The 23,181-nt window shown below is 68.8% G+C and carries 25 protein-coding genes; 12 read left to right on the forward strand and 13 right to left on the reverse strand.

All coding sequences use genetic code 11. The annotated features are described in order from the left end of the window. The first annotated feature begins 5 nt into the window (after positions 1–5). Positions 6–269 carry a DUF3017 domain-containing protein gene (locus K340_RS31780; RefSeq protein WP_037365883.1) on the forward strand — a complete coding sequence of 88 codons (264 nt, stop codon included), beginning with the start codon at positions 6–8 and terminating at the stop codon, positions 267–269. A 122-nt stretch (positions 270–391) separates the two neighbouring features. On the opposite strand, the gene K340_RS31785 is transcribed toward K340_RS31780, so the two are convergent. The 3 genes from K340_RS31785 to K340_RS0120030 all read right to left on the reverse strand — a co-directional run bounded on the left by K340_RS31785 (position 392) and on the right by K340_RS0120030 (position 3,584). Then, complete coding sequence (locus K340_RS31785) at positions 392–1,396, reverse strand: NAD(P)-dependent oxidoreductase (protein WP_051266976.1); 1,005 nt, start codon at positions 1,394–1,396, stop codon at positions 392–394. Further along, a complete protein-coding gene (locus K340_RS0120025) occupies positions 1,393–2,652 on the reverse strand; it encodes a mandelate racemase/muconate lactonizing enzyme family protein (RefSeq protein ID WP_029138016.1) in 1,260 nt (419 codons plus the stop codon). The genes K340_RS31785 and K340_RS0120025 overlap by 4 nt, the downstream gene beginning before the upstream one ends. 206 nt (positions 2,653–2,858) lie before the next feature. Continuing rightward, on the reverse strand, positions 2,859–3,584 hold the full coding sequence (locus tag K340_RS0120030) for a maleylpyruvate isomerase N-terminal domain-containing protein (protein WP_029138017.1): 726 nt from the start codon (positions 3,582–3,584) through the stop codon (positions 2,859–2,861). 97 nt (positions 3,585–3,681) lie between these two features. Here K340_RS0120030 and K340_RS0120035 point away from each other — a divergent pair, with 97 nt between their 5' ends. The 3 genes from K340_RS0120035 to K340_RS34585 all read left to right on the forward strand — a co-directional run bounded on the left by K340_RS0120035 (position 3,682) and on the right by K340_RS34585 (position 6,788). Continuing rightward, a complete protein-coding gene (locus K340_RS0120035) occupies positions 3,682–4,902 on the forward strand; it encodes an NADP-dependent isocitrate dehydrogenase (protein ID WP_029138018.1) in 1,221 nt (406 codons plus the stop codon). A gap of 137 nt (positions 4,903–5,039) precedes the next feature. Then, on the forward strand, positions 5,040–5,876 hold the full coding sequence (locus K340_RS0120040) for an exodeoxyribonuclease III (RefSeq protein ID WP_029138019.1): 837 nt from the start codon (positions 5,040–5,042) through the stop codon (positions 5,874–5,876). A 15-nt stretch (positions 5,877–5,891) separates the two neighbouring features. Then, on the forward strand, positions 5,892–6,788 hold the full coding sequence (locus tag K340_RS34585; protein ID WP_051266978.1) for a DsbA family protein: 897 nt from the start codon (positions 5,892–5,894) through the stop codon (positions 6,786–6,788). A 43-nt stretch (positions 6,789–6,831) separates the two neighbouring features. Here K340_RS34585 and K340_RS0120050 read toward each other — a convergent pair whose 3' ends face one another. Both K340_RS0120050 and K340_RS0120055 read right to left on the reverse strand, forming a co-directional pair. Next, a complete protein-coding gene (locus K340_RS0120050) occupies positions 6,832–7,404 on the reverse strand; it encodes a hypothetical protein (RefSeq protein ID WP_029138020.1) in 573 nt (190 codons plus the stop codon). Between the two features lie 146 nt (positions 7,405–7,550). Next, positions 7,551–7,964: a hypothetical protein gene (locus K340_RS0120055; protein ID WP_029138021.1), complete on the reverse strand. Its 414-nt coding sequence runs from the start codon at positions 7,962–7,964 to the stop codon at positions 7,551–7,553. A 79-nt stretch (positions 7,965–8,043) separates the two neighbouring features. Here K340_RS0120055 and K340_RS0120060 point away from each other — a divergent pair, with 79 nt between their 5' ends. Further along, positions 8,044–8,661, forward strand: a complete 618-nt coding sequence (locus K340_RS0120060; RefSeq protein ID WP_029138022.1) for a MerR family transcriptional regulator — start codon at positions 8,044–8,046, stop codon at positions 8,659–8,661. Positions 8,662–8,692: 31 nt separating this feature from the next. On the opposite strand, the gene K340_RS0120065 is transcribed toward K340_RS0120060, so the two are convergent. The 4 genes from K340_RS0120065 to glsA form a co-directional block, all read right to left on the reverse strand. Next, positions 8,693–9,871, reverse strand: a complete 1,179-nt coding sequence (locus tag K340_RS0120065; protein WP_029138023.1) for an acyl-CoA dehydrogenase family protein — start codon at positions 9,869–9,871, stop codon at positions 8,693–8,695. 83 nt (positions 9,872–9,954) lie between these two features. Continuing rightward, positions 9,955–11,004 carry a lipoate--protein ligase family protein gene (locus tag K340_RS0120070; protein WP_029138024.1) on the reverse strand — a complete coding sequence of 350 codons (1,050 nt, stop codon included), beginning with the start codon at positions 11,002–11,004 and terminating at the stop codon, positions 9,955–9,957. A gap of 37 nt (positions 11,005–11,041) precedes the next feature. Further along, entirely contained in the window at positions 11,042–11,560 is a 519-nt protein-coding gene (locus tag K340_RS0120075) for a DinB family protein (RefSeq protein ID WP_029138025.1), read from the reverse strand. Then, positions 11,557–12,603: a glutaminase A gene (glsA, locus tag K340_RS31795; protein ID WP_051267009.1), complete on the reverse strand. Its 1,047-nt coding sequence runs from the start codon at positions 12,601–12,603 to the stop codon at positions 11,557–11,559. The genes K340_RS0120075 and glsA overlap by 4 nt, the downstream gene beginning before the upstream one ends. A 183-nt stretch (positions 12,604–12,786) precedes the next feature. On the opposite strand from glsA, the gene K340_RS0120085 reads away from it, so the two are divergent. Next, on the forward strand, positions 12,787–14,619 hold the full coding sequence (locus K340_RS0120085; RefSeq protein WP_154674379.1) for a hypothetical protein: 1,833 nt from the start codon (positions 12,787–12,789) through the stop codon (positions 14,617–14,619). A 9-nt stretch (positions 14,620–14,628) separates the two neighbouring features. Here the strand turns inward: K340_RS0120085 and K340_RS34590 are convergent, their stop codons facing one another. The 3 genes from K340_RS34590 to K340_RS0120100 are packed head-to-tail and all read right to left on the reverse strand — an operon-like array spanning position 14,629 to position 18,914. Continuing rightward, on the reverse strand, positions 14,629–15,819 hold the full coding sequence (locus K340_RS34590) for a hypothetical protein (protein ID WP_051266984.1): 1,191 nt from the start codon (positions 15,817–15,819) through the stop codon (positions 14,629–14,631). A 9-nt stretch (positions 15,820–15,828) separates the two neighbouring features. Further along, complete coding sequence (locus K340_RS0120095; RefSeq protein WP_051266986.1) at positions 15,829–17,340, reverse strand: leucyl aminopeptidase family protein; 1,512 nt, start codon at positions 17,338–17,340, stop codon at positions 15,829–15,831. A 23-nt stretch (positions 17,341–17,363) separates the two neighbouring features. Next, on the reverse strand, positions 17,364–18,914 hold the full coding sequence (locus K340_RS0120100) for an SLC13 family permease (RefSeq protein WP_029138028.1): 1,551 nt from the start codon (positions 18,912–18,914) through the stop codon (positions 17,364–17,366). 236 nt (positions 18,915–19,150) lie between these two features. Between K340_RS0120100 and K340_RS0120105 the strand changes: the two genes are divergently transcribed. The 6 genes from K340_RS0120105 to K340_RS0120135 all read left to right on the forward strand — a co-directional run bounded on the left by K340_RS0120105 (position 19,151) and on the right by K340_RS0120135 (position 22,843). Continuing rightward, the gene (locus K340_RS0120105; RefSeq protein ID WP_051266988.1) at positions 19,151–19,396 is read left to right on the forward strand and encodes a LapA family protein; all 246 of its coding nucleotides are present in this window, start codon (positions 19,151–19,153) and stop codon (positions 19,394–19,396) included. A 55-nt stretch (positions 19,397–19,451) separates the two neighbouring features. Next, positions 19,452–20,654 carry a S1C family serine protease gene (locus K340_RS0120110; RefSeq protein WP_084614693.1) on the forward strand — a complete coding sequence of 401 codons (1,203 nt, stop codon included), beginning with the start codon at positions 19,452–19,454 and terminating at the stop codon, positions 20,652–20,654. A gap of 69 nt (positions 20,655–20,723) precedes the next feature. Then, positions 20,724–21,191, forward strand: coding sequence for a DUF6325 family protein (locus K340_RS31805; RefSeq protein WP_281170746.1), 468 nt, complete (start codon positions 20,724–20,726; stop codon positions 21,189–21,191). 6 nt (positions 21,192–21,197) lie between these two features. Continuing rightward, entirely contained in the window at positions 21,198–21,506 is a 309-nt protein-coding gene (locus K340_RS0120120; protein ID WP_029138031.1) for an SHOCT domain-containing protein, read from the forward strand. Positions 21,507–21,524: 18 nt separating this feature from the next. Continuing rightward, a complete protein-coding gene (locus K340_RS31810) occupies positions 21,525–22,349 on the forward strand; it encodes a hypothetical protein (protein ID WP_051266996.1) in 825 nt (274 codons plus the stop codon). Further along, positions 22,346–22,843 (forward strand): RDD family protein, encoded by a 498-nt coding sequence (locus K340_RS0120135; protein ID WP_084614690.1) that lies wholly within the window; start codon positions 22,346–22,348, stop codon positions 22,841–22,843. Before K340_RS31810 ends, K340_RS0120135 begins: the two co-directional genes overlap by 4 nt. A gap of 11 nt (positions 22,844–22,854) precedes the next feature. Here the strand turns inward: K340_RS0120135 and K340_RS31815 are convergent. Next, positions 22,855–23,181, reverse strand: a 327-nt coding sequence (locus K340_RS31815) for a transposase (protein ID WP_037365887.1), incomplete at its 5' end; no start/stop codon positions are given.

Consider the following 23,181-nt stretch of genomic DNA (forward strand, 5'->3'; position numbering starts at 1 on the left):
GGCAGATGATCGCGGCCCGCACCCGACGCGCGATCCCGATCACCATCGTGCTGACACTGGTGGCCATCGGGCTCATCCTCTACACCCTGGCGCACTGGCGGCGCGGCACCGTGCTGCTGGGCGCCGCCGCGCTGGTCGGTGCCGGACTGCGTGCCTTCGTCCCCGACGCCCAGATCGGCGTGCTCGCCGTCCGCAGCCGGACCTTCGATGTCATCTTCCTGCTGCTGCTCGGCGTGGCCCTGGAGCTGCTGGCCTTCTGGCCGGAGTAAGCCCGGCCGTGCCTGCTCGCCGGCCTTCGGCGCTTCTGAAACCCCACGATTTGTGGTTGGCGTGACGAAAGTGAACGACTTCGCAAGCGCATGCGATGTTGATAAGCGCCAGGGGTGGAGAGTTAGTCGGGGAGGTCGCCGGGTGGGACGACGTTCAACAACGGTGAGCCGGCCACGAAGCGGTGCAGGTTCGCGGTGAACAGCTCCCACATTCGCGGGCGGTACTGCGGGCTGGCGGTCGACCCGGAGATGTGCGGGGTGACGATGGTGCGCGGCAGCGCCCAGGTCGGGTCGTCCGGCGGCATCGGCTCGCGGTAGTGACTGTCCAGCGCGGCGCCGGCCAGCGCTCCGGATGCCAGCGCCTGCCGCAGGGCAGTCTCGTCGACCAGTGCTGCCCTCGCCGGGTTCAGCAGATGAGCGTGCGGCGGCAACAGGGCCAGTTCGCCCAAGCCGATCAATCCGCTGGTGGCGGCGTTCAGCGCCACCGTCAGTACCAGGTAGTCCAGGCCCGGCAGGAACGCCTCCCAATCGCCCTTCGGGAAGGTCCGATCGGGCAGCACACCGTCGGGGTCGCCGGTGCCGGTGGGTGTGAAGCGTTGCGGCGCAGGGCCGATGGGGGATCGGTTCATCGCCCAGACCTCCAACCCCAGTGCCTTGGCCTGCCGGGCGAGCTCGCGACCGATGCCGCCGTAACCGATGATGCCGACCCGGCGGCCGCGCAGTTCCGACTGGTATCGGGCCGGTCGCCGGTACCGCCGAGCCGCGACGTCGCCGAGCAGGGTCAGCAGATCGCGCTCCAGCGCCATCATCATCAGCACCGACCACTCGGCGATCGGAATGTCGTTGACCCCACTGGCATTCGTCACCACGACATCGCGGGCGGCCAGCCGGTGGCCGGCCAGCTGCTGGTACCCGGCAGAGCCCAGTTGCAACCAGCGGAGCTTCGTCATCGCGGCGATGTTGGCCGGTGCCGCATCCGACATCAGCACCTCGGCGTCGGCCACCAACTCCGCCGGCAGCTCATCGCGCGGGCCGAACGGATCGATCATGGTGACCCGGAAACGCTTGTCGCCGGCCAGGTCCGGTGGCAGGTCGTCCCCGACCGCGAGCACGGTGACCGGGCTCATCCGGTGCCACCCGGTCGCGGCATCAGCTTGCCGGGAACGTCCACCCATTCCTCGCTGCCGGGTCGGTAGGGGAAGCTGGCCTTCGTCTGCTCCGACAGCGTCACACCCAGGCCCGGCGCGGTCGGCGGGAGCAGGTAGCCGTCGCCGTCCAGCTGCAACTGATCGCCCCACAGCTGCGAGTGCAAAGCTCCGGCCAGGGGCGGAATCTCGACGACGTAGGTGTTCTCGCAGGCGAAGGCGGCATGCAGGTTCTGCATCACGCCGCCGCCGCCCGACCAGGCGTGGCTGGCAACCTGCGCCCCGCTCTGGCCGAACATGCCGGCCACCTCGACGAAGTCGGACATGGTGAGCCAGGCCGCATCCGGCTGCGCCACGTCGAAGCTGCCGGCCTTGGCGAACGGCGCGAACTCCGCTGTGGTGGTCAGCTGCTCGCCGCCGGCCACCTTGACCCCGGTCGCCCTGGCCAGCTCGGCATAGGACGCAGGGTCGTTGTAGGGCAACGCCTCCTCGAAGAAGTCGACGCCGTACGGTTCCACCGCGTTCAGTACCCCGATTGCGGTCTCCAGGTCCCAGCGGTTGCCCTCGGTGCGAAAGCCCATGTGCGCATCGAGCATGATGCCGATCCCGGGCCCGACGTAGTCGCGGATGGTGGACACCTTCTCCGCTTCCAGCTCCGCGGTGTGCTGCGGGTTGTCGCCGGAGTCCTGCTGACCGTCATCGGTGTACCGGCCGGCGCCCAGCTTGAAGGCCCGGAAGCCTTGTGCCAGATAACGATCCACCTTCTCCCGCAGCCGATCCATTGGCCAGTTCGAAGGCCCGCCGGTGGCGTAGCCACGGAGCCGATCGTGCCGTAGGCCGCCGAGCAGCTGGTAGGCGGGGACGCCGAGCAGCTTGCCGTTGAGGTCCCACAGCGCCGCCTCGATGGCGCTGATCACCGTGGCGCCGACGCCGACCCGACCCCAGTACTGGCTGCAGGTCGTCAGCCGGCCGCTCAGTTCGGCCACGTCGAAGGCGCCGTCCGCCCCGATCAGCGCGGTCGGCTCGGCGTCGGTGAGGATCGGTGCGAAGTACTCGACGATGGCCGGCACCACCTGGGGCAGGTGGTAGCCCAGGTAGGTCTCGCCGATCCCGACCAGGCCGATGTCGGTGTGAATCTCGACGAAGGCGGCGCTGCGCTCCGTGCGGAACGCATGCATGGACGGATCGTCCGAAATGGGGCCGGTGAGCAGGACTGGGGTGACGCCGGTGATCTTCACGAAGTTCCTCGACCCGTAGCGATCCGGGCCACGCCCGGCTGGGCTCGACGATGCCTGAAATCACGTTTTAGGTCAATGTGCCCGGCCGGTTTGGTGCGCGGAAGTGACCAGGTTGGTCGGCGCGGCGGCTGATTCGGCCGTTTCGTGCGCGGGAGTGACCAAGTTGGTCACCGGGGCTGACGGCGCCACCCGGCCCACCCGCCTGCTCAGAACAGCGGGAACTCCGAACGCACCGCTGCCGGCAGGCGATCGGGCGGGGGAGTGCGCCCGGCGGCCACGGCGATGAACTCCTCGGCCGGCATCCTGGCCACTTCGGTGTCGCCGCCGAGCACGCCGGCGGTCTCCAGGAACGCGGCCCGCAGGGTCGACTCCGCCCGGTCAACGGCGGCCGGCAGTACCGGCGGCGCCGGCCGCTCGGGCAGCGATCGGCGCAGGTCGTCGGCATGCACCACCAACTCGATGATCCTGGTCTCCAGGAAATCGGACAGCTGCATGATGCCGCCGCGCACCCGGACCAGCGGGTCGCCGCCACCGAGGGCCGTCAGCGTCCGCTGGGCGGCGGCGTAGCCGGCGTCGAGCTCGCCCGCCCGATCGGCCCGCGACGACGCGGCTGCCTTGCGGGTGTTGTCTGCGGTCTCCTGCTTACGGGCGGCGAAGCCCCCGAGGTAGCCGGCGACCGTCAGCAGGGTGTCGTCGGCCCCGAGCTCGGCGCCGTCGCCGGCCCGGTGCGCCGCCCGGGCCAGTTCGCCGGAGGCGACCGGGCGCAGCGCCGCGATGCTGTCCAGCGTGCGGGCCAGGTGCGAGAGCAGATCGTCGACCGTCCAGCCCTCCAGCACACTGGCCCGGCGGCGGTCGGCAGCGGTCAGTCCGTCCGCCCAGGCCCGGAGCGCTCCCCACTGCGCCGCGTGCACGATGTCGGCCGTGGATTCCATACCGGCACATCCTCTCGTCAGCCGTTATTCTGCGTTGCAGTACGCTCGTACTGCAAACAACGACTGATATCACCCGGTGAGAGGGGTCCGTCCACCCATGTCGAAGATCAAGGTCAGTGGCACCGTCGTCGAGCTCGACGGCGACGAGATGACCCGCATCATCTGGAAGTTCATCAAGGAAAAGCTGATCCTGCCGTACCTGGACATCAACCTGGAGTACTACGACCTGGGCATCGAGAACCGCGACGCCACCGACGACCAGGTCACCATCGACTCCGCCAACGCGATCAAGAAGCACGGCGTCGGCGTCAAGTGCGCCACCATCACCCCGGACGAGGCGCGGGTCGAGGAGTTCGGCCTGAAGAAGATGTGGGTGTCGCCGAACGGCACCATCCGCAACATCCTGGGCGGCGTGGTGTTCCGCGAGCCGATCATCATCAGCAACATCCCGCGGCTGGTCCCGGGCTGGAACAAGCCGATCATCATCGGCCGGCACGCCTTCGGCGACCAGTACCGCGCCACCAACTTCAAGGTTCCCGGCGCCGGCACGCTGACCCTCACCTTCACCCCGTCCGACGGCTCGGAGGAGATCAAGCAGCAGGTCGTCACGTATCCGGAGGCGGGCGGCGTCGCGATGGGTATGTACAACTTCAACGACTCGATCCGCGACTTCGCCAGGGCCTCCTTCGCCTACGGCCTGCAGCGCAACTACCCGGTGTACCTGTCGACCAAGAACACCATCCTGAAGGCCTACGACGGCCAGTTCAAGGATCTGTTCCAGGAAGTCTTCGACGCCGAGTATGCCGAGAAGTTCGCCGCCGCCGGCCTCACTTACGAGCACCGGCTGATCGACGACATGGTGGCCGCCGCGATGAAGTGGGAAGGCGGATATGTCTGGGCCTGCAAGAACTATGACGGTGATGTGCAGTCGGACACCGTCGCCCAGGGCTTCGGTTCGCTGGGCCTGATGACGTCGGTGCTGATGACCCCGGACGGCCAGACCGTCGAGGCCGAGGCGGCGCACGGCACGGTGACAAGGCACTACCGCCAGCACCAGCAGGGCAAGCCGACCTCGACGAACCCGATCGCGTCGATCTTCGCCTGGACGGGTGGCCTGAAGCACCGCGGCAAGCTGGACGGCACCCCCGAGGTGACGGCGTTCGCCGAGACCCTTGAGGACGTCATCGTCAAGACCGTTGAGAGCGGCAAGATGACCAAGGACCTGGCGCTGCTGATCGGCCCGGACGCCGAGTGGCTCACCACCGAAGCCTTCCTGGACGCGCTGGATGCGAATCTGCAGGCCCGGCTGAGCGCCTGAACCCCCGCGGGTTCGCGGCTCCCAATGTGGTTTGTGGGCCGGCGAATCCCGCTGATCACCGCAGTTGGACCCGCGAACCTCGGAGTTCGCGGGTCCAACTGCTGTGCTGACCACCTGCTCGACACGAGGAGATCTGGGTGCGGGTCGCCGCCTTCAACGTCAACGGCATCAGGGCCGCGGTGCGCCGCGGGTACGTCGATTGGCAACGGTCGGCGGCGCCGGACATCGTCTGCCTGCAGGAGGTGCGGGCACCGGTGGCGCAGGTGCCGCCGGCGGCGATCGACGGCTACCACTTCAGCTACCACGAGGGAGACCGGGCCGGCCGCAACGGGGTTGCGGTCCTCAGCCGGGTGGCGCCGAGCGCGGTGCGCTGCGGGTTCTCCCCGGCCGACGGGGCTGACGGGGCTGACGATCCAGACGGGTTCGACGCACAGGGCCGCTACCTCGAAGTCGATCTGCCGGGGCTGACGGTGGCCTCGCTCTACCTGCCCAAGGGCGATGTGTACGGCGAGAAATACGCCGCGAAGATGCGCTTCCTCGCGCTGCTGCAGGCGCAGTTGGCGAAGTCCGTGCGGCGGTCCAGAAGGAGCCACCGCGAGTTCCTGGTCTGCGGGGACTTCAACATCGCCCCGGCCGAGGCCGACATCCGTTCCTGGAAGAGCAATCTGAAGTCCGAGGGGTTCCTTCCGCAGGAGCGGGACTGGTTCGGCGAGCAGACCTCCGGGCCGTTGGTGGATGTGGTCCGCCAGCTGCGGCCGGACGAGGTCGGGCCGTTCAGCTGGTGGACCTGGCGCGGGCAGGCGTTCGACAACGACGCCGGCTGGCGGATCGACCACCAACTGGCCACGCCGGCCCTGGCGGCCCGCGCGGAACGCGCCTGGGTGGACCGGGCGGAGAGCTATCCGCTGCGGATGTCCGACCACGCGCCGGTGCTGGTCGACTATGGGGACAAGTCGGTCGGCCGCCGCCGCTGATGTCATGCTGATCCGGTGAGAACCCCTGTTGCCGCACGCGCGCGCCGGACCCGCCTCGCCCGGCGGCGATGGTGGGCCGGGGCATCGGGGATCGCACTGATCACCGTCACCGCCTGCAGCGCCACCATCGTCGGCAGCGCGCAGACGGCCCCACGGACCGTCGGCTCGAGCGGATCGGCCGTCTCGAGCGGATCCGCCGGCCCGAGCGGATCGGCCGTTTCGAGCCGAACGGCCGTCTCGAGCGGATCCGCCGAACCCACCGACGTCGTCCTCGATCCCGGCGGCTACCCGAACGACGACACCGCCCCGCTGGATTTTCCTGCCATGCCGCCGATGGGTCAGCAGGCGCACGTGCAGGTCGACGGCCGCGGCGTCCTGACCATCGCCATCGGGACGCCGAAGCTGGTGATCGACGAGTACCAGGATCCGATCTGCCCGCCCTGTGCACAGTTCTGGGCGGACAACGGGCGCGACCTCAGCAAGGCCGTCGCCGACGGCAAGATCGCGCTGCGGCTGCACTCGGCGAACTTCCTGGACGACAAGTCCGCATCCGGCGACTACTCGACCAGGGCCGACGCCTCACTGCTGGCGGTTGCTGATCTGGCCGGGCCGAACGAGGTGCTGCGGTGGCAGACCGCGCTCTACTCATCGGTGGTCCAGCCCGAGGAGAACGCCGCCGTCGATCACACCAGCCAGCAGCTCGGCTACCTGGCTACCTATCTCGACATGCCGAAGGAGGTGTCGCTCGCCATCGCGGCCGATACCTACCGCCGCGGGGCGCTGGATGCCGCGGCCAACACCTACGACGATCTGGCCAAGGCCGGGGTGGTGTCGGTGCCGGCCACCCTGGTCGCCGCGCGCCGGGTGGACACCGGCCGCAGCAACTGGCTCAGCGAACTGATCGGCGGCTGACCCGGCCACCGGTTTGCTGCGCCGACCACCGGATGCACCGCCGTCAGCGGCTGTCCTTGCGGGCCTGCTTGCGCTGCGTCTTCGCACCGGTGGAGGCCACCTTCTTGGCCGCGATCGGTGACCGCAGCGACCGCTCGCCGCGGCGTGGGTTCGGCGCCGCCTTCGGTGCGTCGCCCTTGGCGGCGCTCGCGGCTGACGGCCCGGCCGTCCGCTTGGTCGCCGCCCGGGTGGCGGCCGGCTTGGGGGCCGGCTTGGGGGCCGGCGTCCCCTTGGCTGCCTGGGCCGCGGCGATCCGCTCGGCCCGCAGATCGGCGGCGGCTGCCCTGGACACCGCGGCCAGCCGAGTGCTGACCCTGGACAGTGCGTCCTCGAACACCTCGGCGCGGTCCCGGTTGCGGTTGCTGGCCGGTCCGGCCGCTCCGCGACCGCCCTTGGCGCCGACCTTCGATGACGCCTGGCGCCGGTAGAGCCCGACGTACTTGTTACGCAGCTGCCGCGCGCGGGAGTGCAGAGCAATCAGATCATCTTCGGAAAGCTGTTGCAGCGCTGCCCGTTCGGTCTCCGCGATGAACAGACGCTCGGTCTCGGTCAGGGAATTGATCATCGCTCGGTTCATCGGATCCTCAATCGCTCGCGAAGTGTGGAGGCGGCAGGACGATCCACCGCGTCACCGATCGGCACCTCAACCGGTTGATCGGAGCGTAGCCGGTGGTCGGTGTTTCGCAACCGCGGCAGGCACACGACGCGGCGTGGTGTTCGAGTTCAGGCGGTGATGCCGGCGCGCACCAGGGCGATCCCGGCGGTCAGCAGGCCGATGGTCAGCAGTGTTGCGCCCACCCAGAGTAGGCCCAGCAATCCGTTGGGCCGCTTCGGGTCCTTGCCGATCACCGACAGGAAGAACCCGGCCGGCATCAGAATGGCCGAGATCGGGATCCCGGTCTTGGCCACCCATTCCCAGAACCCGCTCAGCCCGGCCTGATCGACGACGGCGAGCACCGCGATCGACAGCACCAACAGCACCGCCGCGTGTGCATGACCGGCGCGGAAGAAGTTCTTCTGCAACGTATTCGCCGGGACGGATCCGCGCCCGACCTTGGTCAGGAAATAGCCGCCGCTCTCGACGGTGATCAGGGCGAGCAACAGGATTCCGACCAGGGTGATGCTGCTGGCCTGCATGGCGAACCTCCGATAGAGTGGCTGGATAGCGATACTATCCAACATAGATAGTGCAGCTATCTACTGTCAAGGAGGCGTCGTGCGGATCTCCGAACTCGCTCGTACTGCGGGTCTCTCGTTGCCGACGGTCAAGTACTACCTGCGGCTCGGGCTACTGCCCGCCGGCCGCGCCGTCTCGGCCACCGAGTCCCGCTACGGTGACCAACACCTGCGCCGGTTGCGGCTGATCCGGGCATTGCGAGACGTGGTCGGGCTGCCGATCGACCGGGTAGCGGCGGTCCTGTCGGCGATCGACGAGCCGAGTGACACGGCCTACGACACGCTCGGCCGGGCGGTCGGGGCGTTGTCGACGTCCAGTCCCGGGCAGCCCGGCGATGAGGGTCCCGCAGCCGGTGAATTTCCGTTGGCCCGCACGGCGATCGACGCGCTGGGGTGGACCTATGACCCGGAGTATCCGGCGGTCGGACAATTGCAGGCGGCACTGGCCGCCGCCGCCGACGTCGGCGTCCCGATGGAACCGGACCGGTTGGCGACGATGGGGGAGCACGTGCTGGCGATGGCCGAGTTCGACCTGTCCCGGATGCCACCAGAACCCGACGCCGCGATCGAGTACGCCGTACTCGGCACCGCTCTGCACGAACCGGTACTGCTGGCGCTGCGGCGGTTGGCGCACCAGCACCTGGCCGCCCGATCCTGACGGTGCACGGCGGTCGGCGGTCGAGCCGGCATCAGTCGCCGTCCGGCGGCCAGGGGATGACGGGGCCCAGCAAGGCGTTCGCCCAGGCCCCGTGCACCGACTCGTCGTCACTGGGGTGGAAGATCCCGGCCAGCACGTCCCGGTACAACCTGGACAGCTCGTTGGAGTTGAAGTACGAGGATCCGCCGGACGCCCGGATCGCCTTGGTCACTACCGATACTGCTGTCTCGGTGGCCCGCGACTTCACCGCGGACAGTTGCGGCATCCACAGGTCGCCCCGGTCGGCACCGTCGTCGACGTCGGCAGCCAGCGCATCGATCTGCGGGCCGATCGCGTCCAGCTCGATGGCCGCGTCGGCCAGTCGCCAGCGGATGTCGGGATCGTTGGCGTAGGGCGCACCGCCGGCCTTCATCGAGGTCCGCTTGCGGACCGTCGCGATCGCCAGATCCAAGGCGCGCCGGGCGATTCCGGTGTAGACGGCGGCCAGCAGAATCTCGAAGTTGGCGAAGATACCGAACACCAGCGGATCCTTGGACGGCCCCGGCGGAATCCGCCGCACCACCCGGTCCGCGGCGGCGTGGGCGCCGTCCAGCACCGTGGTGCACGACTGCGTCGCGCGCATGCCCATGGTGTCCCAGTCGTCGCGGATCTCGAAACCACCGCCGTCCCGGTCGATGAAGGCGAAGACCGAGACCGGGCCCTCGGCCCCGCTGGAGTCGGTACCGAAGGTGCCGAGCCGGGTCCAGGCCGGTGCCAGCGAGGTGAAGATCTTGGTGCCGTGGAAGGAGTATCCACCGGCACCGTCCGGCCGGGCGTCCGTGTTCGAGCCGAACAGCACCAGGTCGTTGCCGGCCTCGGAGATGCCGAAACCGAACAACTCACCGGCCACCGCGTCGGTGAAGACGAAGTCCATCGACGGATCGCCGGCGGCGTGCACGGTGCGCGCCACCCCCACCCACACCTGATGCATGTTCACCGCCAGCGCGGTGGCCGGCGCGGCCCCGGCCAGCCGCATCTGCTCGCGGGTCATCTGCTGCAGCGTCAGCCCGGCGCCGCCGTACTCGGCCGGCACCATCGCGGAAAGGTAACCGGCGGCCCGAAGATCGGCGAGATCGTCGTCGAAGAACCGGTTCGCCCGGTCGTTGTCCGACGCCCGGCCGTGGATCCGTTCGAGCAGGTCATCGGACAGCAGCGGTGGGTCCTGCGTCATCGAAGCTCCTCGGGATGCGTACGTCCCCTCAACCTACCGAGCGCCAGTACCTGGCCCCACTCTGGACTCCGGCTACCGGACGGCTAAGGAACCCGGTAGGTCCACTCGTGGGTGAGGAACTTGGTCACGGTCAGCTCGCGGGCGGCGGCCAGTTCCTCGTCGGTGTAGCCGCTGTCGCGGGTGGCGTACCGCCGACGGAAGTGGTCGAGGAAGGCGGCGATCACCGCGTCCCGCGACATGCCGGTCTGCGAACGCATCGGGTCGACCCGCTTGTTCGCGCTCTTGGTTCCCTTGTCGGACAGCTTCTCCCGGCCGGTGCGCAGCACCTGCGACATCTTCACGGCGTCGATGTCGTAGGCCATCGTCACGTGGTGCAGCACCGAGCCGGCGGCGAACCGCTTCTGTGCGGCGCCGGCGATCTTGCCCTTGTCCGAGGCGATGTCGTTGAGCGGCACGTACGTCGCGTTCACCCCGACCTCGGCCAGCGCGCCGAGCACCCAGTCGTCCAGAAACGCGTACGACTGCTCGAACGAGAGCCCCTCGACCAGCGAGGCCGGCACCACCAGCGAATAGGTGATGCAGTTTCCGGGCTCCATGAACATCGCCCCGCCGCCGGAGATCCGCCGCGCCACCCGGATCCCGTACCGCTGCGCGGCGTCAGGGTCGACCTCGTTGCGCACCGATTGGAACGAGCCGATCACCACCAACGAGGCATCCCAGTCCCAGATCCGCAGCAGCGGGGGCCGCCGGCCGGCCGCGACCTCGCCGGACAGCACCTCGTCCAACGCCATGTGCATCACCGGATCCAGCACGACCGGGCCGATCACGTCGAAGGTGTGGTCGCCCCATCCGGTGGCCCGGCCCAGCGCCCGGCGGACCGCGATGCCGACGGCCTGCGGAGTGAAGCCGATCAACGCGACGGTGTCGTCCAGCGCGCCCTCGATCGCGTCGGCCAGCTGCTGCGCGCTCGCGTCGGCCGGCATCCCGGTGAGCGCGGCATCGATGTCCTCCAGCGCACTGTCCGGCTCGAGAAAGAAGTCGCCGGACAGATGGACGTTCGTCAGCCGTTCGTCGACCACCTCGAGCTCGACCACCACGAGCTTGCCGCCAGGAACCTTGTATTCGCCGCGCATCCGTTCAACCTACTGACCGGGCCGGAGGGCGGGGCGTTCAGTCGAACTGCGGGGTCCACTGTGCACGCAGCTCGTCGGCCTGGCCACCGTCGATCGCCTCCCGGATCAGGTCGGCATGCCCGGCGTGCCGCGCGGTTTCCTCGATCAGGTGCAGCATCACCCAACGGACATTGAAATCGGGTGGCCCCGCCGGCCCGCTGTCCACCAGCTGCTCGAGGGCGACCCTGGCGAGCACCTCGTCGGTGTGCGCGGCCTCCACCGCCCACGCGGCCAGCAGCTGCTGCACCGTCTCGCCAGGCAGCAGGGTGAATTCGACGTCGCGGATCCGCTCGTCCTCGGGGGATCGCTCGATGTCCGTACGAATCCACGACTTCTCCACCGCCACCATATGTTTGACCAGCCCACCGAGACTCAGCGTGCTGCTCGGGATGGGTCGCAGTCGGGCCTGTTCGTCGGTGATCCCGTGCAGTGCCGACTGCAACGCGATGCGCTGGTCGGCCAGGAAGCCGAGCAGGCCGGACAGTTCATCGGGTTGCCGCGGCGCCAGGTAGGTCATGCCGGGATGGTACCGCCGGCGGCGGTAGCGATCCGGGCGTCCGCGGAGGCGAACAGGTCCAGCCCCAGCGTCCGTGACAGGTAGCGGGCGGCCAGCTGACCCCTGACGCTGTTCCCGGCGGCGTCCAGCGGCGGGGCGAAGGTGCCGAGCGCGCCCTTGCCGGGGGAGACCGTGACGATTCCGCCTCCGATGCCGCTCTTGCCCGGCAAACCGATGTCGTAGAGCCAGTCCCCGGACGTCTCGTACAGCCCGGCCGTCATCATCACGGTCAGCACGGCGCGGCAGGTCGGCAGGCCCAGCAGCCGCTCGCCGGTGGCCGGATTGACGCCGCCGTCGGCGAGCACCGCCCCCATCGCGGCGAGGTCGTTGGCGGTCACCGCCAGGCAGCTGACCCTGGTGTAGATGTCGACCGCCTCCGCCGGATCGGCCTGCAGTGCATCGACGCTGCGCAGCAGTACCGCGATGGAGCGGTTACGAAAGTTGGACGACGACGCCGAGCGATAGGTGGCCTCGTCGACCTCGAGTCGACGGCCGGCGAACCGGGACAGCCCGTCCAACAGCTGCTCCCAGCGATCCTCGGCGGACCCGGCCGGAAGGGCCCCGACGGTCGCGATGGCGCCCGCGTTCACCATCGGATTCGTCCGTCCGTCGGGACTGCGCTCGACGGCGGCCACCGAATTGAACGGCAGGCCGGTGGCGTTGGCGCCGATCTGCCGGCGCGCCTGGTCCACCCCGACGGCCTCACAGAGCAGGGCGAAGGTGAACGGCTTCGCGACGCTCATCAGTGGGAACAGCGTGCTGGCGTCGCCCACCGCGTAGTTGCTCCCGTCGGTGCCCATCAGCGACAGCCCCCACAGCTCGGGAGAGGCCTGCTGCAGGGCGGGATACACCGAGGAGACCGCCCCGTCGGTGACCGGGCGGAAGCGCTGGTGCACGTCCCGGAGCAGGGCGCGGATCCGATCGGGCGTCGGTAGCGAACCGGTGGAGATGAACTGCGGCGCTGCGGGTCCGGCCGCTGTCGGGCCGCCATCGCCCGGATCCATCTCGGTCATCGGATCGCATCCCATCGGCCGGTGGTGTGGTGGAGCCGCTCCAGGAATCGAAGATGGGTTCGGCTGTCGGGCTGGCCCGACAACCTGCATTGTCGCGACCGGCCACCCGATGCGCAACCGGGCGCGGACTGCCCGTTCGACGGTGACACGATCCGACTGTGGCACGATCCGGTCATGGACCTCGCCGAACTCGCCGGTCTGCCAACGGACGGCGATATCGAGGCGCTGGTCCGCCGCTACGAGCCGGTGATCCGTTACACCGAGGGCGAGCTGTTCTTCCCGACCGACATCGGCGACTACGTCGAGCGGTCGGCGCTGTGGTTGCGCCGACCGGGCGGCGAGCGCGAAATGCTGGTCGACCACGGCGATCTCAGCATCGATGAGTTGTGCCGCCGGTCGCGGTCGGTGCCGGTCGGCACCGCACTGGAGCTGCGCTATGTCCCTGGGCCGCTGAGCCGGGCGGACCTACGCCGCTGGCGGCGCGACCCCGGCCGTCCGAGACTGCGTGGCTCGTCCCGGTTCGCCGCGGTCGGCCTGCTGGGCCGGATCATCGATTCGTTGTTCCGGCTGTCGCTGATCGTGCGGGGTTCGGTGCCCGGTGGGCTGACCGCTGCGATGCACGCGGCCTATCGCGATTCGCCGTCCGCCACCAAGTTTTCCTATTACGCGCACGTCAGTTCGGCGGGCGGGTACCTCGCCATCCAGTACTGGTTCTTCTATGCGATGAACGACTGGCGGTCCACCTTCGCCGGGGTCAACGATCACGAGGCGGACTGGGAACAGGTGACGGTGTATCTGGCACCGGACGCCGGGACCGACAGTGCTGACGGCTGGAGCGCCGCCTGGATTGCCTTCTCCTCGCACGACGAGACCGGGGACGATCTGCGTCGCCGGCACGACGATCCGGACGTCAGCTGGGTCGGCCGCACCCATCCGGTGGTCAATGCCGGTGCCGGATCGCACTCCGGTGCCTACCTGGCGGGCGAGTACCTGGTGACGGTCGAGCCGCCCGCGCTCCGGCGGACCTTCGCGGCGGCCCAACGGATCCGGAGCACTCTGTTCCCCTGGACCGCCGGCCGCTCGAGGGCCGGTGTCGGTCTGCCCTACATCGACTACAAGCGCGGTGACGGGGCGGCGATCGGTCCGGGCACCGGACGTGACTGGTCGCCGGTGCTCATCGACGCGGATACCCCGTGGGTGCGGGACTTCCGCGGGCTGTGGGGCTTGGACACCCAGGACCCGTTCGGTGGCGAACGGGCTCCGGCAGGGCCCCGCTACGAGCGCACCGGCAGTATCCGGCCGAGCTGGTCGGACCCGGTTGCCTGGGCCGGATTGGACAAGGTTCCGGCGACCGAGGCGGCCCGCCTGCAGGCGGTCGCCGCCCAACTGGCCGCGGTGCGGGACCGAGAAGCGGCGCTGACGAACGACATCACCGCCGGCGAGGTTCTCTCGCAACAGCTCGCGGCCGCCGTCGCAGCACTGCCACCGAACGCGGACGCGGTCGCCGCCGGCGTCGGTGCCAGGGGCCGCCTGGCCGAGCACGACCGGCTGATGGCTGCCTTGCGGGCCGATCGGCGCGCGGCGGTGATCGAGCGAGAGCACTTGCAGGAACGGCAATTGCACCCGCTACGGGCCGAACCGCACGACCACCTGCGGCACCGGCGGCTACCCGATGTGGCGCCGGCGCGACCGGTCGGCATGGCGCTGCGCTTCTGGACCGAGGCGTCCCTGGCCGTACTGCTGGCCATCCTCGGGCTGATGCTGATCGTTGGCCAGTCGAACGCCTGGATCGCATTGTTCGCGGCCACCCTGGCGGTCTGCGCGGTGGAAGCGTTGCTGCGCCGCCGGTTGGCGCTGTTCCTGCTCGGAGTTGCCGTGCTGGTGATCGTCGTCGGGACGACCGTGCTGCTGGTTCGGAATCTGCGGGCCGGGCTCGGTGTGCTGGCCCTGATCGCCGCCGCCATGGTGATGGTGACGAACCTGCGGTCGTACCTGGCCCGGCGCTAGTGCCGAGGATCAGTCTCCCGCGTCGGCGCTCGCGGATTCGGCAGACTTGCGGTAGGAGACCATCTCCCGCTGCAGTCCGCGTCGGTACCGAGGTTGCTCGACCAGGGTGAGCGACAGGACCGTGAGCAGAACGTAGACCCCGATCGCGCTGCAGACGATCAGAAGCACGGGGATCCAGACGCCACCGAGTCGTTCCAGCAGGGTCTGCTTCGCCCACACCCGCCAGTAGAGCATCAGATTGACCAGATAGCTCAGCCCGTACGACACCACGAACGAGAACAGGAATGGCCTGAGCGTGCCGTCATTGCGCCTGGCGGACAACGGTTCGGCCCGCAGCGGCGAGATCACCGACAGCACGTTCCCGACGCCGAACCAGAGGAACAACATCGTCAGAAGGAGTGCGCTGCCCTTGATCAGGTCGGTGACATCCCGCGACTCCCAGAACACGATCAGGTTCATGATCGTCCCGAGGGCACCGACGATCACTCCGAGGGCCGCATTCTTCGTCACCATCACGTACCAGAGTGGGCGGCCGTCCTCGAGCAACCCGCGCACCCTTGCCGCATCGACACTCAAGGCATTGGTGCAGATGGCGCTACCGGCGATTCCGGAGAATGCGTACAAGGCAAGGAACGAACGCTCGTGCCGATCCGGGTCCCACAGGAAGATGGCGAAGAAGACCAGATAGCCAAGGCCGAAACCGAGACTGATCGCCAGGCGGAAGGCGATGTCCCGCGGGCGACTCCTGACGATGTGGGCGAGTTCGGCGGCGGCGCCACCGACCAGCGACGAGTAGTGTCTCGTCACCGGGTGGGCCTTCAGCTTCTGGACGGTGCGGCCCGGCCCGGTGCCCGGGGCGGCCGCGGCGCCGGCGTCAGCCGCGGTATCGGCTGCGGTGTCGGGGCCGGACCCGGCACCCTCGACCGGCACCGCGACGATGGCCCGCAGCGCGGCGATCTCGGCCTGGTACACGGCGATCCGGGCTTCGGTAGCGGCAGCGATCGCCGCGGCCTTCGCCGGCGACGGGTTGACCGGCACCAGTGGACGTTCGGCGAGTTCCTTCTCGTCCGCCAGCCGGGAACTGAGCTCCTGGATCGTCCGCTGCACCTGCTGTGGATCGCGCCAGCCCGCGGCCCGCACTCCGGTTGCCGCCCTGGTGGCGATCGTGGCCAGCTCGGCCAGGTCCTCGACCGGGGTCATCGGGGGCCGTCACCGAGCAAAGTTCATCGCCAGGTCGGCCAGCAGCCGGGTGCCGTAACCGGTGGCGCCCTTGCGGCGCCAGAAGTCTTCCGTGTCCGACTGCATGGTGCCGGCGATGTCGATGTGCGCCCACGGAACTCCGTCGACGAACTCCGACAGGAACAAGGCGGCGGTGGTGGCGCCGGCGTTGGCGCCGCCGAGATTGCCGATATCGGCGATGTCGGAATCCAGCCAGCTGCGGTACCTGTGCTCCAGCGGGAACTGGCACGCCTGTTCGTCGGTGTTCGCGGCGGACGCGAGCACCCGGTCGACCAACGGCTGATTGTTACCGAGCACCACGGCGCACAGGTGCCCCAACGCGCGCATCGCGGCGCCGGTGAGGGTGGCGATATCCACGATGGCGTCTGGCTTCTCCTCCGCAGCCAGGACCAGCGCGTCCATCATCACCAGACGACCCTCGGCGTCGGTGTTCTTCACCTCGACGGTGGTGCCGTTCCGGGCGACCAGCACGTCGCCGAGCTTGGTCGCGGAACCCGACGGCATGTTGTCGGTACACATCAGCCAGGCGGAGACCGCAGTGGTGCAGCCGAGATCGCGCAGTGCCGTCATCGCGCCGAACACGGCGGCCGATCCCGCCATGTCCATCTTCATCGCCAGATGCATCGGATCGGAAGGCTTGAGCGAGATACCGCCCGAGTCGTACATGATCCCCTTGCCGACCAGGGCGAGATGACCGGTCGGATTCTCCGGCCGGTATCGGATGACGATCATCCGGGGTTCGTCGACGCTGCCGGCGTTCACCCCGAGGATTCCGCCCGCCCGTAACTCGATCAGCGCGGCCTTGTCGAACACCTCGACCTGCAGACCGAAGTCGGCGGCCGATTCCATGGTCGTTTCGGCGTATTCGACGGCGGTCAGGTGTCCCGGCGGGGTGTTCGCCAGGTCCCTGGCCAGATTCTCGGCGGCCGCCAGGGTGATCCCGGCAGTGGCGCCGGACTGGGTGTCCGCGATCCGGTCGCCGTCCGCCTCGATGATCTGCAGCAGCTCGACCGGGACCGTGGTCGGCTTGGTCTTCAGGACGTCATAGGAGTACCTGGCCAACAGCACGCCCTCGGTGATCGCCCGCCCGGCATCCGATGCAGGCACCGCGAAGGCGGTGCCGATGTCGAGGCCGATCCGGCCGAAATGCGCTGCGGCACGGGCGAAGGTGGCGGCTGCGTCCCGTAGGGCCGCCGTGCCGCGGGCGTCGTCGTCACCGATGCCGACCGCCACCGCGAACGGGGCGGCACCGCTGGGAACGATCAGCGATTGTCCCGGCCTGCCGGTGAACCCGGCGCCCTCCAGGGCGGCCCTGTCGATCCCCAGCCCGGCCGGCACGTCGCCGTTCTGCGGCACGCCGTAGCCGATCGCGTCGAGGTCGTCGCCGGGTGCGGCGACCACCTGGACCGTCGCGGGCACGCCGGTTCGCGACGGCAGGCTGGTGAACGAATCGGGGATCAGCTTGTGCGGTGCATGACGCACGGTCGTACCTTTCGACGGGCGGATCAAAACGGCCAGAAAATCGGTGTCACGAAGGTGGCGACCAGAAGGAAGAACACCAGCAGCGGCAGACCCAGTTTCCAGTAGTCACCGAACCGGTAGGCCCCCGGTCCCATCACCATCGCGTTCGATGCTGTCGCCACCGGCGTCAGGAAGGCAGCAGCGCCGGCCACCGCGACCGCCATCAGCAGGGGGGTAGGGGAGATGTGCAACTCGTTCGCGACGGAGATGGCGATCGGGCCGACGATCAGCACGGTGGCCATGTTGCTGATCAGCTGTCCGAGAACGGCGACCACCAGGACGATGCCGAACAGCACGACGCGGGGTCCGGCGCCGCCGATCAGATCCACCAGACCGGAGGCGATCTTGTCCGCCGCCCCGCTGACCTCGATCGCGGTGGACATCGGGATCATCCCGCCGACCAGCACCAGGGTGGTGATCGAGATGGACCGGTGGGCCTGCTGGACGGACAGGACGCGCAGCACGATCATGGCGCAGGCGGCGAGCAGCGCGGCGATCGCCGGTGACATCCCGAAGATCAGCAGCACCACCATGGCCAGCACGATGACCAGGGCCCGCTTCGCGCCGGGACCCATCGGCAGGGCCTGCCGACGGATCGTCTGCGGGGAATCGACCACCACCACGTTCGGATCGACGGCCTTCTCGTCCAGCGCGTTCCAGGCGCCCTGCAGCAGCAGGACATCGCCGGCGGCCAGTTCGGTGCGGACCAGGTCCTCGCCGGCGCGCTGGATCCCGGCGACGACCAATTCGCCAGATTCGGTCACCATCCCGGGAAAAACGGTGTCGCCGATGAACGATGACCGGGGAGGGACGACGACCTCGATCACCCCGGTCTGCCGGTCCAGCATGGGATCCGGGCCGAGCGAGTACTGGTCCATCAAGACCTGCGCGTGGTTGCTCAGATCACGGGAAACGGAACCGGCGGAGCGCTCGGGCAGCAGCCTGCGGCCGACGAACACGCAGATCAGTACGGTGCCCACCAACAGCGGCACCCCGACGAGAGCGAACTCGAAGAACCGGAACGGCCGGCCGCCGGCGTCGACCGAGAGCTCGGACACCAGCACGTTCACCGGCGAGCCTGTCAGTGCCAGCAGCGATCCGGCGTGCGCGCCGAAGGCCAGCGGCATCATCAGCTGTGAGGGCGACAGCTTGGTTCGCAGCGCGAGCACCGCTGTCATCGGAATGAGGGCGGCCACCGCGCCGTTCACGCTGATCAGTGCGGTGACCACGGCCACCAACACCATGACCGACCCCACCACGGGCTTGCGCGACGTGCCCGACCAACTGATGAGCTGGTTTCCCAGCCAGACCGAGATCCCGGTGGTGTCAAGGGCTTCGGCCACCACGAACAGCGCGGCGATGTAAAGGATCACCGGATCACCGAATCCGGCGAGGGTCTGGTCCAACTGCAGGACGCCGGTGAAGTACAACGCCAGGGCGACCGCGATCGCCACCACGCCGATCGGCAGCTTGTTCCAGATGAACAGCACCACCGCGACCGCCAGGATGGTCAGGGTAATAGCGATGTCGTTCAACTGGGCCCGGTCACAGTTCCGTCGGGACCGTGCACGGGCTACCTCCAGGTACGGCGGACAACCAGGACGTCCGGCCCGGTATCGCGTCCAGCATCGCAGCGTGGCAGGATCTCCGCAAGCGGCGCAATTCGTCGGGCAGTCGGGCTGCCGATGAGCGAGAATCATCACCACAGCGAAGCGAACTTGGCCGTAGGCCGGCCACCCATCGCACGGCGCCGAACGCGAGGAGCAACACCATGGCAGCACTGGACAAGAACGGCATCGTCGGTCTCCTGAAGCGCCGATGGCTGACGATCCTTCTCGTCGTCATCGCCGGATTCTTCATTGCCCAGAATCGCAATCGGGTCTCGGTCAATCTGTTCTGGATCGAACTGACGTCGCCGCTGTGGGTGATCCTGCTGGTGCTGTTCATCGTCGGGTTGGCGGCCGGGATGATCACCTTCCGGCGCCGCAGCAAGGCCAAGTCCGAACAGGCGGGGTGATCCCTCGGCCGTCGGACGTGCCGACGGCGACGAATTTGCCGACGAGATGGGCGACATGACTGGACCGCTGGACGACAACTCTGCCGACGCCGCACCCGGCTTCGATGACGCCGGTGCTGCCTCCGCTCCGGCGACTGCGCCGACCCAGGGTCCGGCGACCGATGCCAACCGACCGGCGAGCGGTCGACGCGGGCCGCTTGGCACCGCGTCATCACTGGTTGTCGCCGCAGCGATCGTCCTGATCGCCGGCGCGGTCGGCGGCCTGGTCGGGTATCTCGCCGGGTCGTCGACGCGGTCGACAGCGGCCGCTGCGCTCGCCGCCGGACGCTGCGACGCCATCGCGGTCGCCGATCAGGTACTGCCGTCCGTTGTCACCATCCAGGTTCAGGGCGCGGCGCCCGGCAGCGCCGGCAACGGCAGCGGCGAGTTCGTGCGCAGCGACGGATACGTGCTCACCAACGATCACGTCATCTCGGCCGCGGTACCCGGTGGCCGGATCTCCATCCTGACCAGCAGCGGTCAGACGCTGCCGGCCACGTTGGTCGGCCGGGCGACGCCGTTGGACCTGGCGGTGATCAAGGTCGACGCGCCGGAGCCGGTGCCGGTGATCGACCTCAGCCACGATTCGGTGGTCGTCGGTCAGCCGGTGATCGCCCTGGGTTCGCCGCTCGGCTTGAGCGGATCGGTCACCAGTGGCATCGTCAGCGCGCTCGGGCGGGACATCACGGTGCCGGCGGACAACGGCGGGAATGCGCTGCTGGCCGGCGCGATCCAGACGGACGCCCCGATCAACCCGGGGAACTCCGGCGGCGCGCTGGTCGACTGCGCCGGCCATTTGGTCGGGGTGAACACGGCGATCGCCACCGTGCCGAACGCCGCGGGGGAGGCCGGCGGCGGAAGCGTGGGTATCGGCTTCGCCATCCCGGTGGAACTGGCCGCCGGAGTTGCCGACGAGCTGATCGCCACCGGCAACTTCCGGGTCCCGAGCTTCGACTGGTCGGTGGTGGCGATCCCGCCGTCGGCGACCGCGGCCTTCGGTGTCCAGGCCGGCCTGTTCGTGAAGTCGGTGACCTCCGGCGGTGCCGCCGACACGGCCGGGCTGCAGGCCGGCGACGTGATCACCGCTATCGACGGACAGGTGGCGTCCAATCAGGACGTGCCGATCGCCACCGCGCTGGCCCACCAGGTCGGCGACCAGGTGCCCGTCGACTTCGTGCGCGACGGGCGGGCCCAGCAAGTGACACTGAAGCTCTCCTGATCGACCGGGAGGTCAGCCGGAAAGAGCCTGGGCAACGTAGTGTCCGGGGCAGAGAAAGGTGGACGAACTGTGTTGGGTCCTGTCGAGTTACTGAATATTCAGACGGAGTCACCGGAGAGGTTCGGCGCGAGCGTGCCTGCGCTGGCCGCATTGGTGGACAACGGTCTGATCCACATCCTGGATCTGGTGTTCCTGGCCAAGACGGCAGACGGCGAGGTCACCGTCTCGGAACTCGACGAGATGGACGCCGCGGTCAGTTCGGCGTTCGGGTCGTTGGACGGGGAGTGCGGCGGTCTGCTCAGCGACGACGACATTGCCGGTGCCGCGGACGGGCTTTCGGCCGGCGCCAGCAGCATGCTGCTGCTCTGGGAGAACCTTTGGGCCAAGGACCTGTTCGCCGCGATCGACGGTGCGGAAGTTCGGGTCGCCGACGACCTGCATCTGCCGAGGGCCGTCGTCGAGTCGGCGCTGTCGTCGTTGCCCGCCGACGGAGCAACTGGGCCGGACCGGTCCGACAAATCCGAAACGAAGGAGTGACCGATCATGTTTCGTAGGGGAGCCCGCCGCGGCGGACGGCCGAGTCTGCTCGGATCGGTGGCCAGGACGGCGGCCGTTGTCGGTACCGCGCAGGCAGTTTCGGGTCGGGTCGCCCAGTCACAGGCGAACCGGGCGCAGACCGAGCAGGATGCTGCGGCGTTTCGGCAGCAACAACTGCAGGTGCCGGCGGCGCCGTCCGCCGACAATTCGACGGACAACCTGATCGACCAACTCCAGAAGCTGGGAAATCTGCGCCAGAGCGGTGTTCTGACGGACGCCGAATTCGAGGCGCAAAAAGCTCGGCTGCTCGGCTGAGCAGGACGCCCGATTCCAATGGCTGACGTCCCGGGGGCGGCTCAGGAAGGGGATCCGCCGTCGCGTGCCCGGCTGCCTTCGGTCACCGGGCTGATGCGGAAGATGGCGAGCGTCTCGGTTTCGATGGCCACGGACACGGTGCGGGACGTCGCGTCGCTCGCCGCCACAGCCGTGCCGGTGATGGTGCCGCCGATCCGGGCGGCCGCGTCGGCCGTCCAGGACGGCGGTCGCAAGATCGAGGCGGTGGCGCACGGCGCGGCCGACGAGGCGATGCGCCGGACCATCCGGACCGTCGTCGACGCGGCGCTGCAGGTGCTGGACCTGACGGCGATCGTGCGTGAGCACGTCGACCTCAACGCCATCGTGGCCGACGTCGATCTCGACGCGGCGGTTGCCAGGGTGGATCTGGACCGGATCGTCGCCAGGGTGGATATCGAGCAGATCATCGCCGGCCTCGACCTGGACGCCGTCGCGGAACGGATCGACCTGATGCGGCAACTCGACCGGGTGGATCTGAACGAGGTGGCCAAGCGTATCGACATCAATGCGCTGGCCGGGAGCATTGATCTCAACTCCCTTGCCCGGCGGATCGACCTCGACCCGCTGGTTGCCACCGTCGACATCGATGCAGTGATCGCCAGGGTCGACCTGGTCGGGCTGGCCAGCGTGGTGATCGATGCCATCGATCTGCCGGCGATCATCCGGGATTCCACCGGTGCGCTGTCCTCTGAGACCGTCCGGGGATTTCGCACGCACACCCGCAACGCCGATGATCTGGTGTCAGGGTTCGTCGGTCGGCTGCTCGGACAGGGCAGTGCGGAATCGCCGCACACCAGGGGATGAGCGGTCCCGGCCCGCAGCGGCCTGCCCCGACGGGCGAGCAGGGGTCGACCGGACCGGTGCCTGCCGGCATCATTTCGCGTGGACTCGCCGCGGTGGTCGACCTGCTGGCTGTCCTGACCGTGTCCGGGTTCGCCTATCTCGGTCTGGTGCTGGTCGGGCTGATTCTGAACCCAAGACACTTCAGCTGGCCAGCGGTCGACCCGTTCTTCACCGTGACCGGGTTCCTCGTCATTGCCATCGTCTACCTGAGCCTGTGGTGGGGGATCAGCGGCCGGACGGTGGGCAGCGCGCTGTTGGGGGTCCGGGTGGTGAAGACCCGTGGCGTACTGCGCTGGCCGGTCGCCATCTTGCGGGCGATCTTCTGCACGATCTTCCCCATCGGGCTGCTGTGGGTGGTGGTGGACCCGCGGCGGCGACGTTCGTTGCAGGACATCGTGTTGCGGACGTCCGTGGTCTACGACGGGCCGGTCGGGCCGTCGAGACTGGTGCCATGAGATGCCCTGTGTCAAGCCGCCGTGTTGTTGGTCGTGTTTTGGTTGGTCAGGAGGCGTTGCAGGGTGTGGTGTTTTTCGGGGCTGTAGGCGAGGTTGTCTTGCCAGCAGTGCCAGATGACGAACAGCCAGGCGCGGGCCAGGATGCGGACGGCGTGGGGGTGGTCGTGGCCTCGGTCTCGGGCTCGGTTGTAGAGGTCGGCGGCCCAGGGGTTGGCGTGGCGGGAGTCGCCGGCGAAGTCGGTGACGGCGTCGCGGAGTTGTTTGTCGCAGGCCCAGCGGAAGCCGACGGCGCGGATCTTGCCGGATTGGCGGGTGGAGGGTGCGACGCCGGCCAGGCA

Origin of the sequence: Nakamurella lactea DSM 19367, assembly GCF_000426645.1 — a bacterium.
In the GTDB taxonomy this organism is placed as follows: Bacteria; Actinomycetota; Actinomycetes; order Mycobacteriales; family Nakamurellaceae; genus Nakamurella; species Nakamurella lactea.

What these genes read in the sequence shown, in the direction of transcription:
- K340_RS0120055 (WP_029138021.1), bottom strand. Translation starts at nt 7,964, where the DNA reads ATGCAGGCCAGCAGCATCACCCTGGTCGGAATCCTGTTGCTCGCCCTG.
- K340_RS0120065 (WP_029138023.1), bottom strand. Translation starts at nt 9,871, where the DNA reads ATGACGCAGGACCCACCGCTGCTGTCCGATGACCTGCTCGAACGGATC.
- K340_RS0120035 (WP_029138018.1), top strand. Translation starts at nt 3,682, where the DNA reads ATGTCGAAGATCAAGGTCAGTGGCACCGTCGTCGAGCTCGACGGCGAC.
- K340_RS31780 (WP_037365883.1), top strand. Translation starts at nt 6, where the DNA reads ATGATCGCGGCCCGCACCCGACGCGCGATCCCGATCACCATCGTGCTG.
- K340_RS0120105 (WP_051266988.1), top strand. Translation starts at nt 19,151, where the DNA reads ATGGCAGCACTGGACAAGAACGGCATCGTCGGTCTCCTGAAGCGCCGA.
- K340_RS0120110 (WP_084614693.1), top strand. Translation starts at nt 19,452, where the DNA reads ATGACTGGACCGCTGGACGACAACTCTGCCGACGCCGCACCCGGCTTC.
- K340_RS0120070 (WP_029138024.1), bottom strand. Translation starts at nt 11,004, where the DNA reads ATGCGCGGCGAATACAAGGTTCCTGGCGGCAAGCTCGTGGTGGTCGAG.
- K340_RS31785 (WP_051266976.1), bottom strand. Translation starts at nt 1,396, where the DNA reads ATGAGCCCGGTCACCGTGCTCGCGGTCGGGGACGACCTGCCACCGGAC.
- K340_RS0120030 (WP_029138017.1), bottom strand. Translation starts at nt 3,584, where the DNA reads ATGGAATCCACGGCCGACATCGTGCACGCGGCGCAGTGGGGAGCGCTC.
- K340_RS0120120 (WP_029138031.1), top strand. Translation starts at nt 21,198, where the DNA reads ATGTTTCGTAGGGGAGCCCGCCGCGGCGGACGGCCGAGTCTGCTCGGA.
- K340_RS0120075 (WP_029138025.1), bottom strand. Translation starts at nt 11,560, where the DNA reads ATGACCTACCTGGCGCCGCGGCAACCCGATGAACTGTCCGGCCTGCTC.
- glsA (WP_051267009.1), bottom strand. Translation starts at nt 12,603, where the DNA reads ATGGATCCGGGCGATGGCGGCCCGACAGCGGCCGGACCCGCAGCGCCG.
- K340_RS0120135 (WP_084614690.1), top strand. Translation starts at nt 22,346, where the DNA reads ATGAGCGGTCCCGGCCCGCAGCGGCCTGCCCCGACGGGCGAGCAGGGG.
- K340_RS31810 (WP_051266996.1), top strand. Translation starts at nt 21,525, where the DNA reads ATGGCTGACGTCCCGGGGGCGGCTCAGGAAGGGGATCCGCCGTCGCGT.
- K340_RS34590 (WP_051266984.1), bottom strand. Translation starts at nt 15,819, where the DNA reads ATGACCCCGGTCGAGGACCTGGCCGAGCTGGCCACGATCGCCACCAGG.
- K340_RS0120085 (WP_154674379.1), top strand. Translation starts at nt 12,787, where the DNA reads ATGGACCTCGCCGAACTCGCCGGTCTGCCAACGGACGGCGATATCGAG.
- K340_RS0120050 (WP_029138020.1), bottom strand. Translation starts at nt 7,404, where the DNA reads ATGAACCGAGCGATGATCAATTCCCTGACCGAGACCGAGCGTCTGTTC.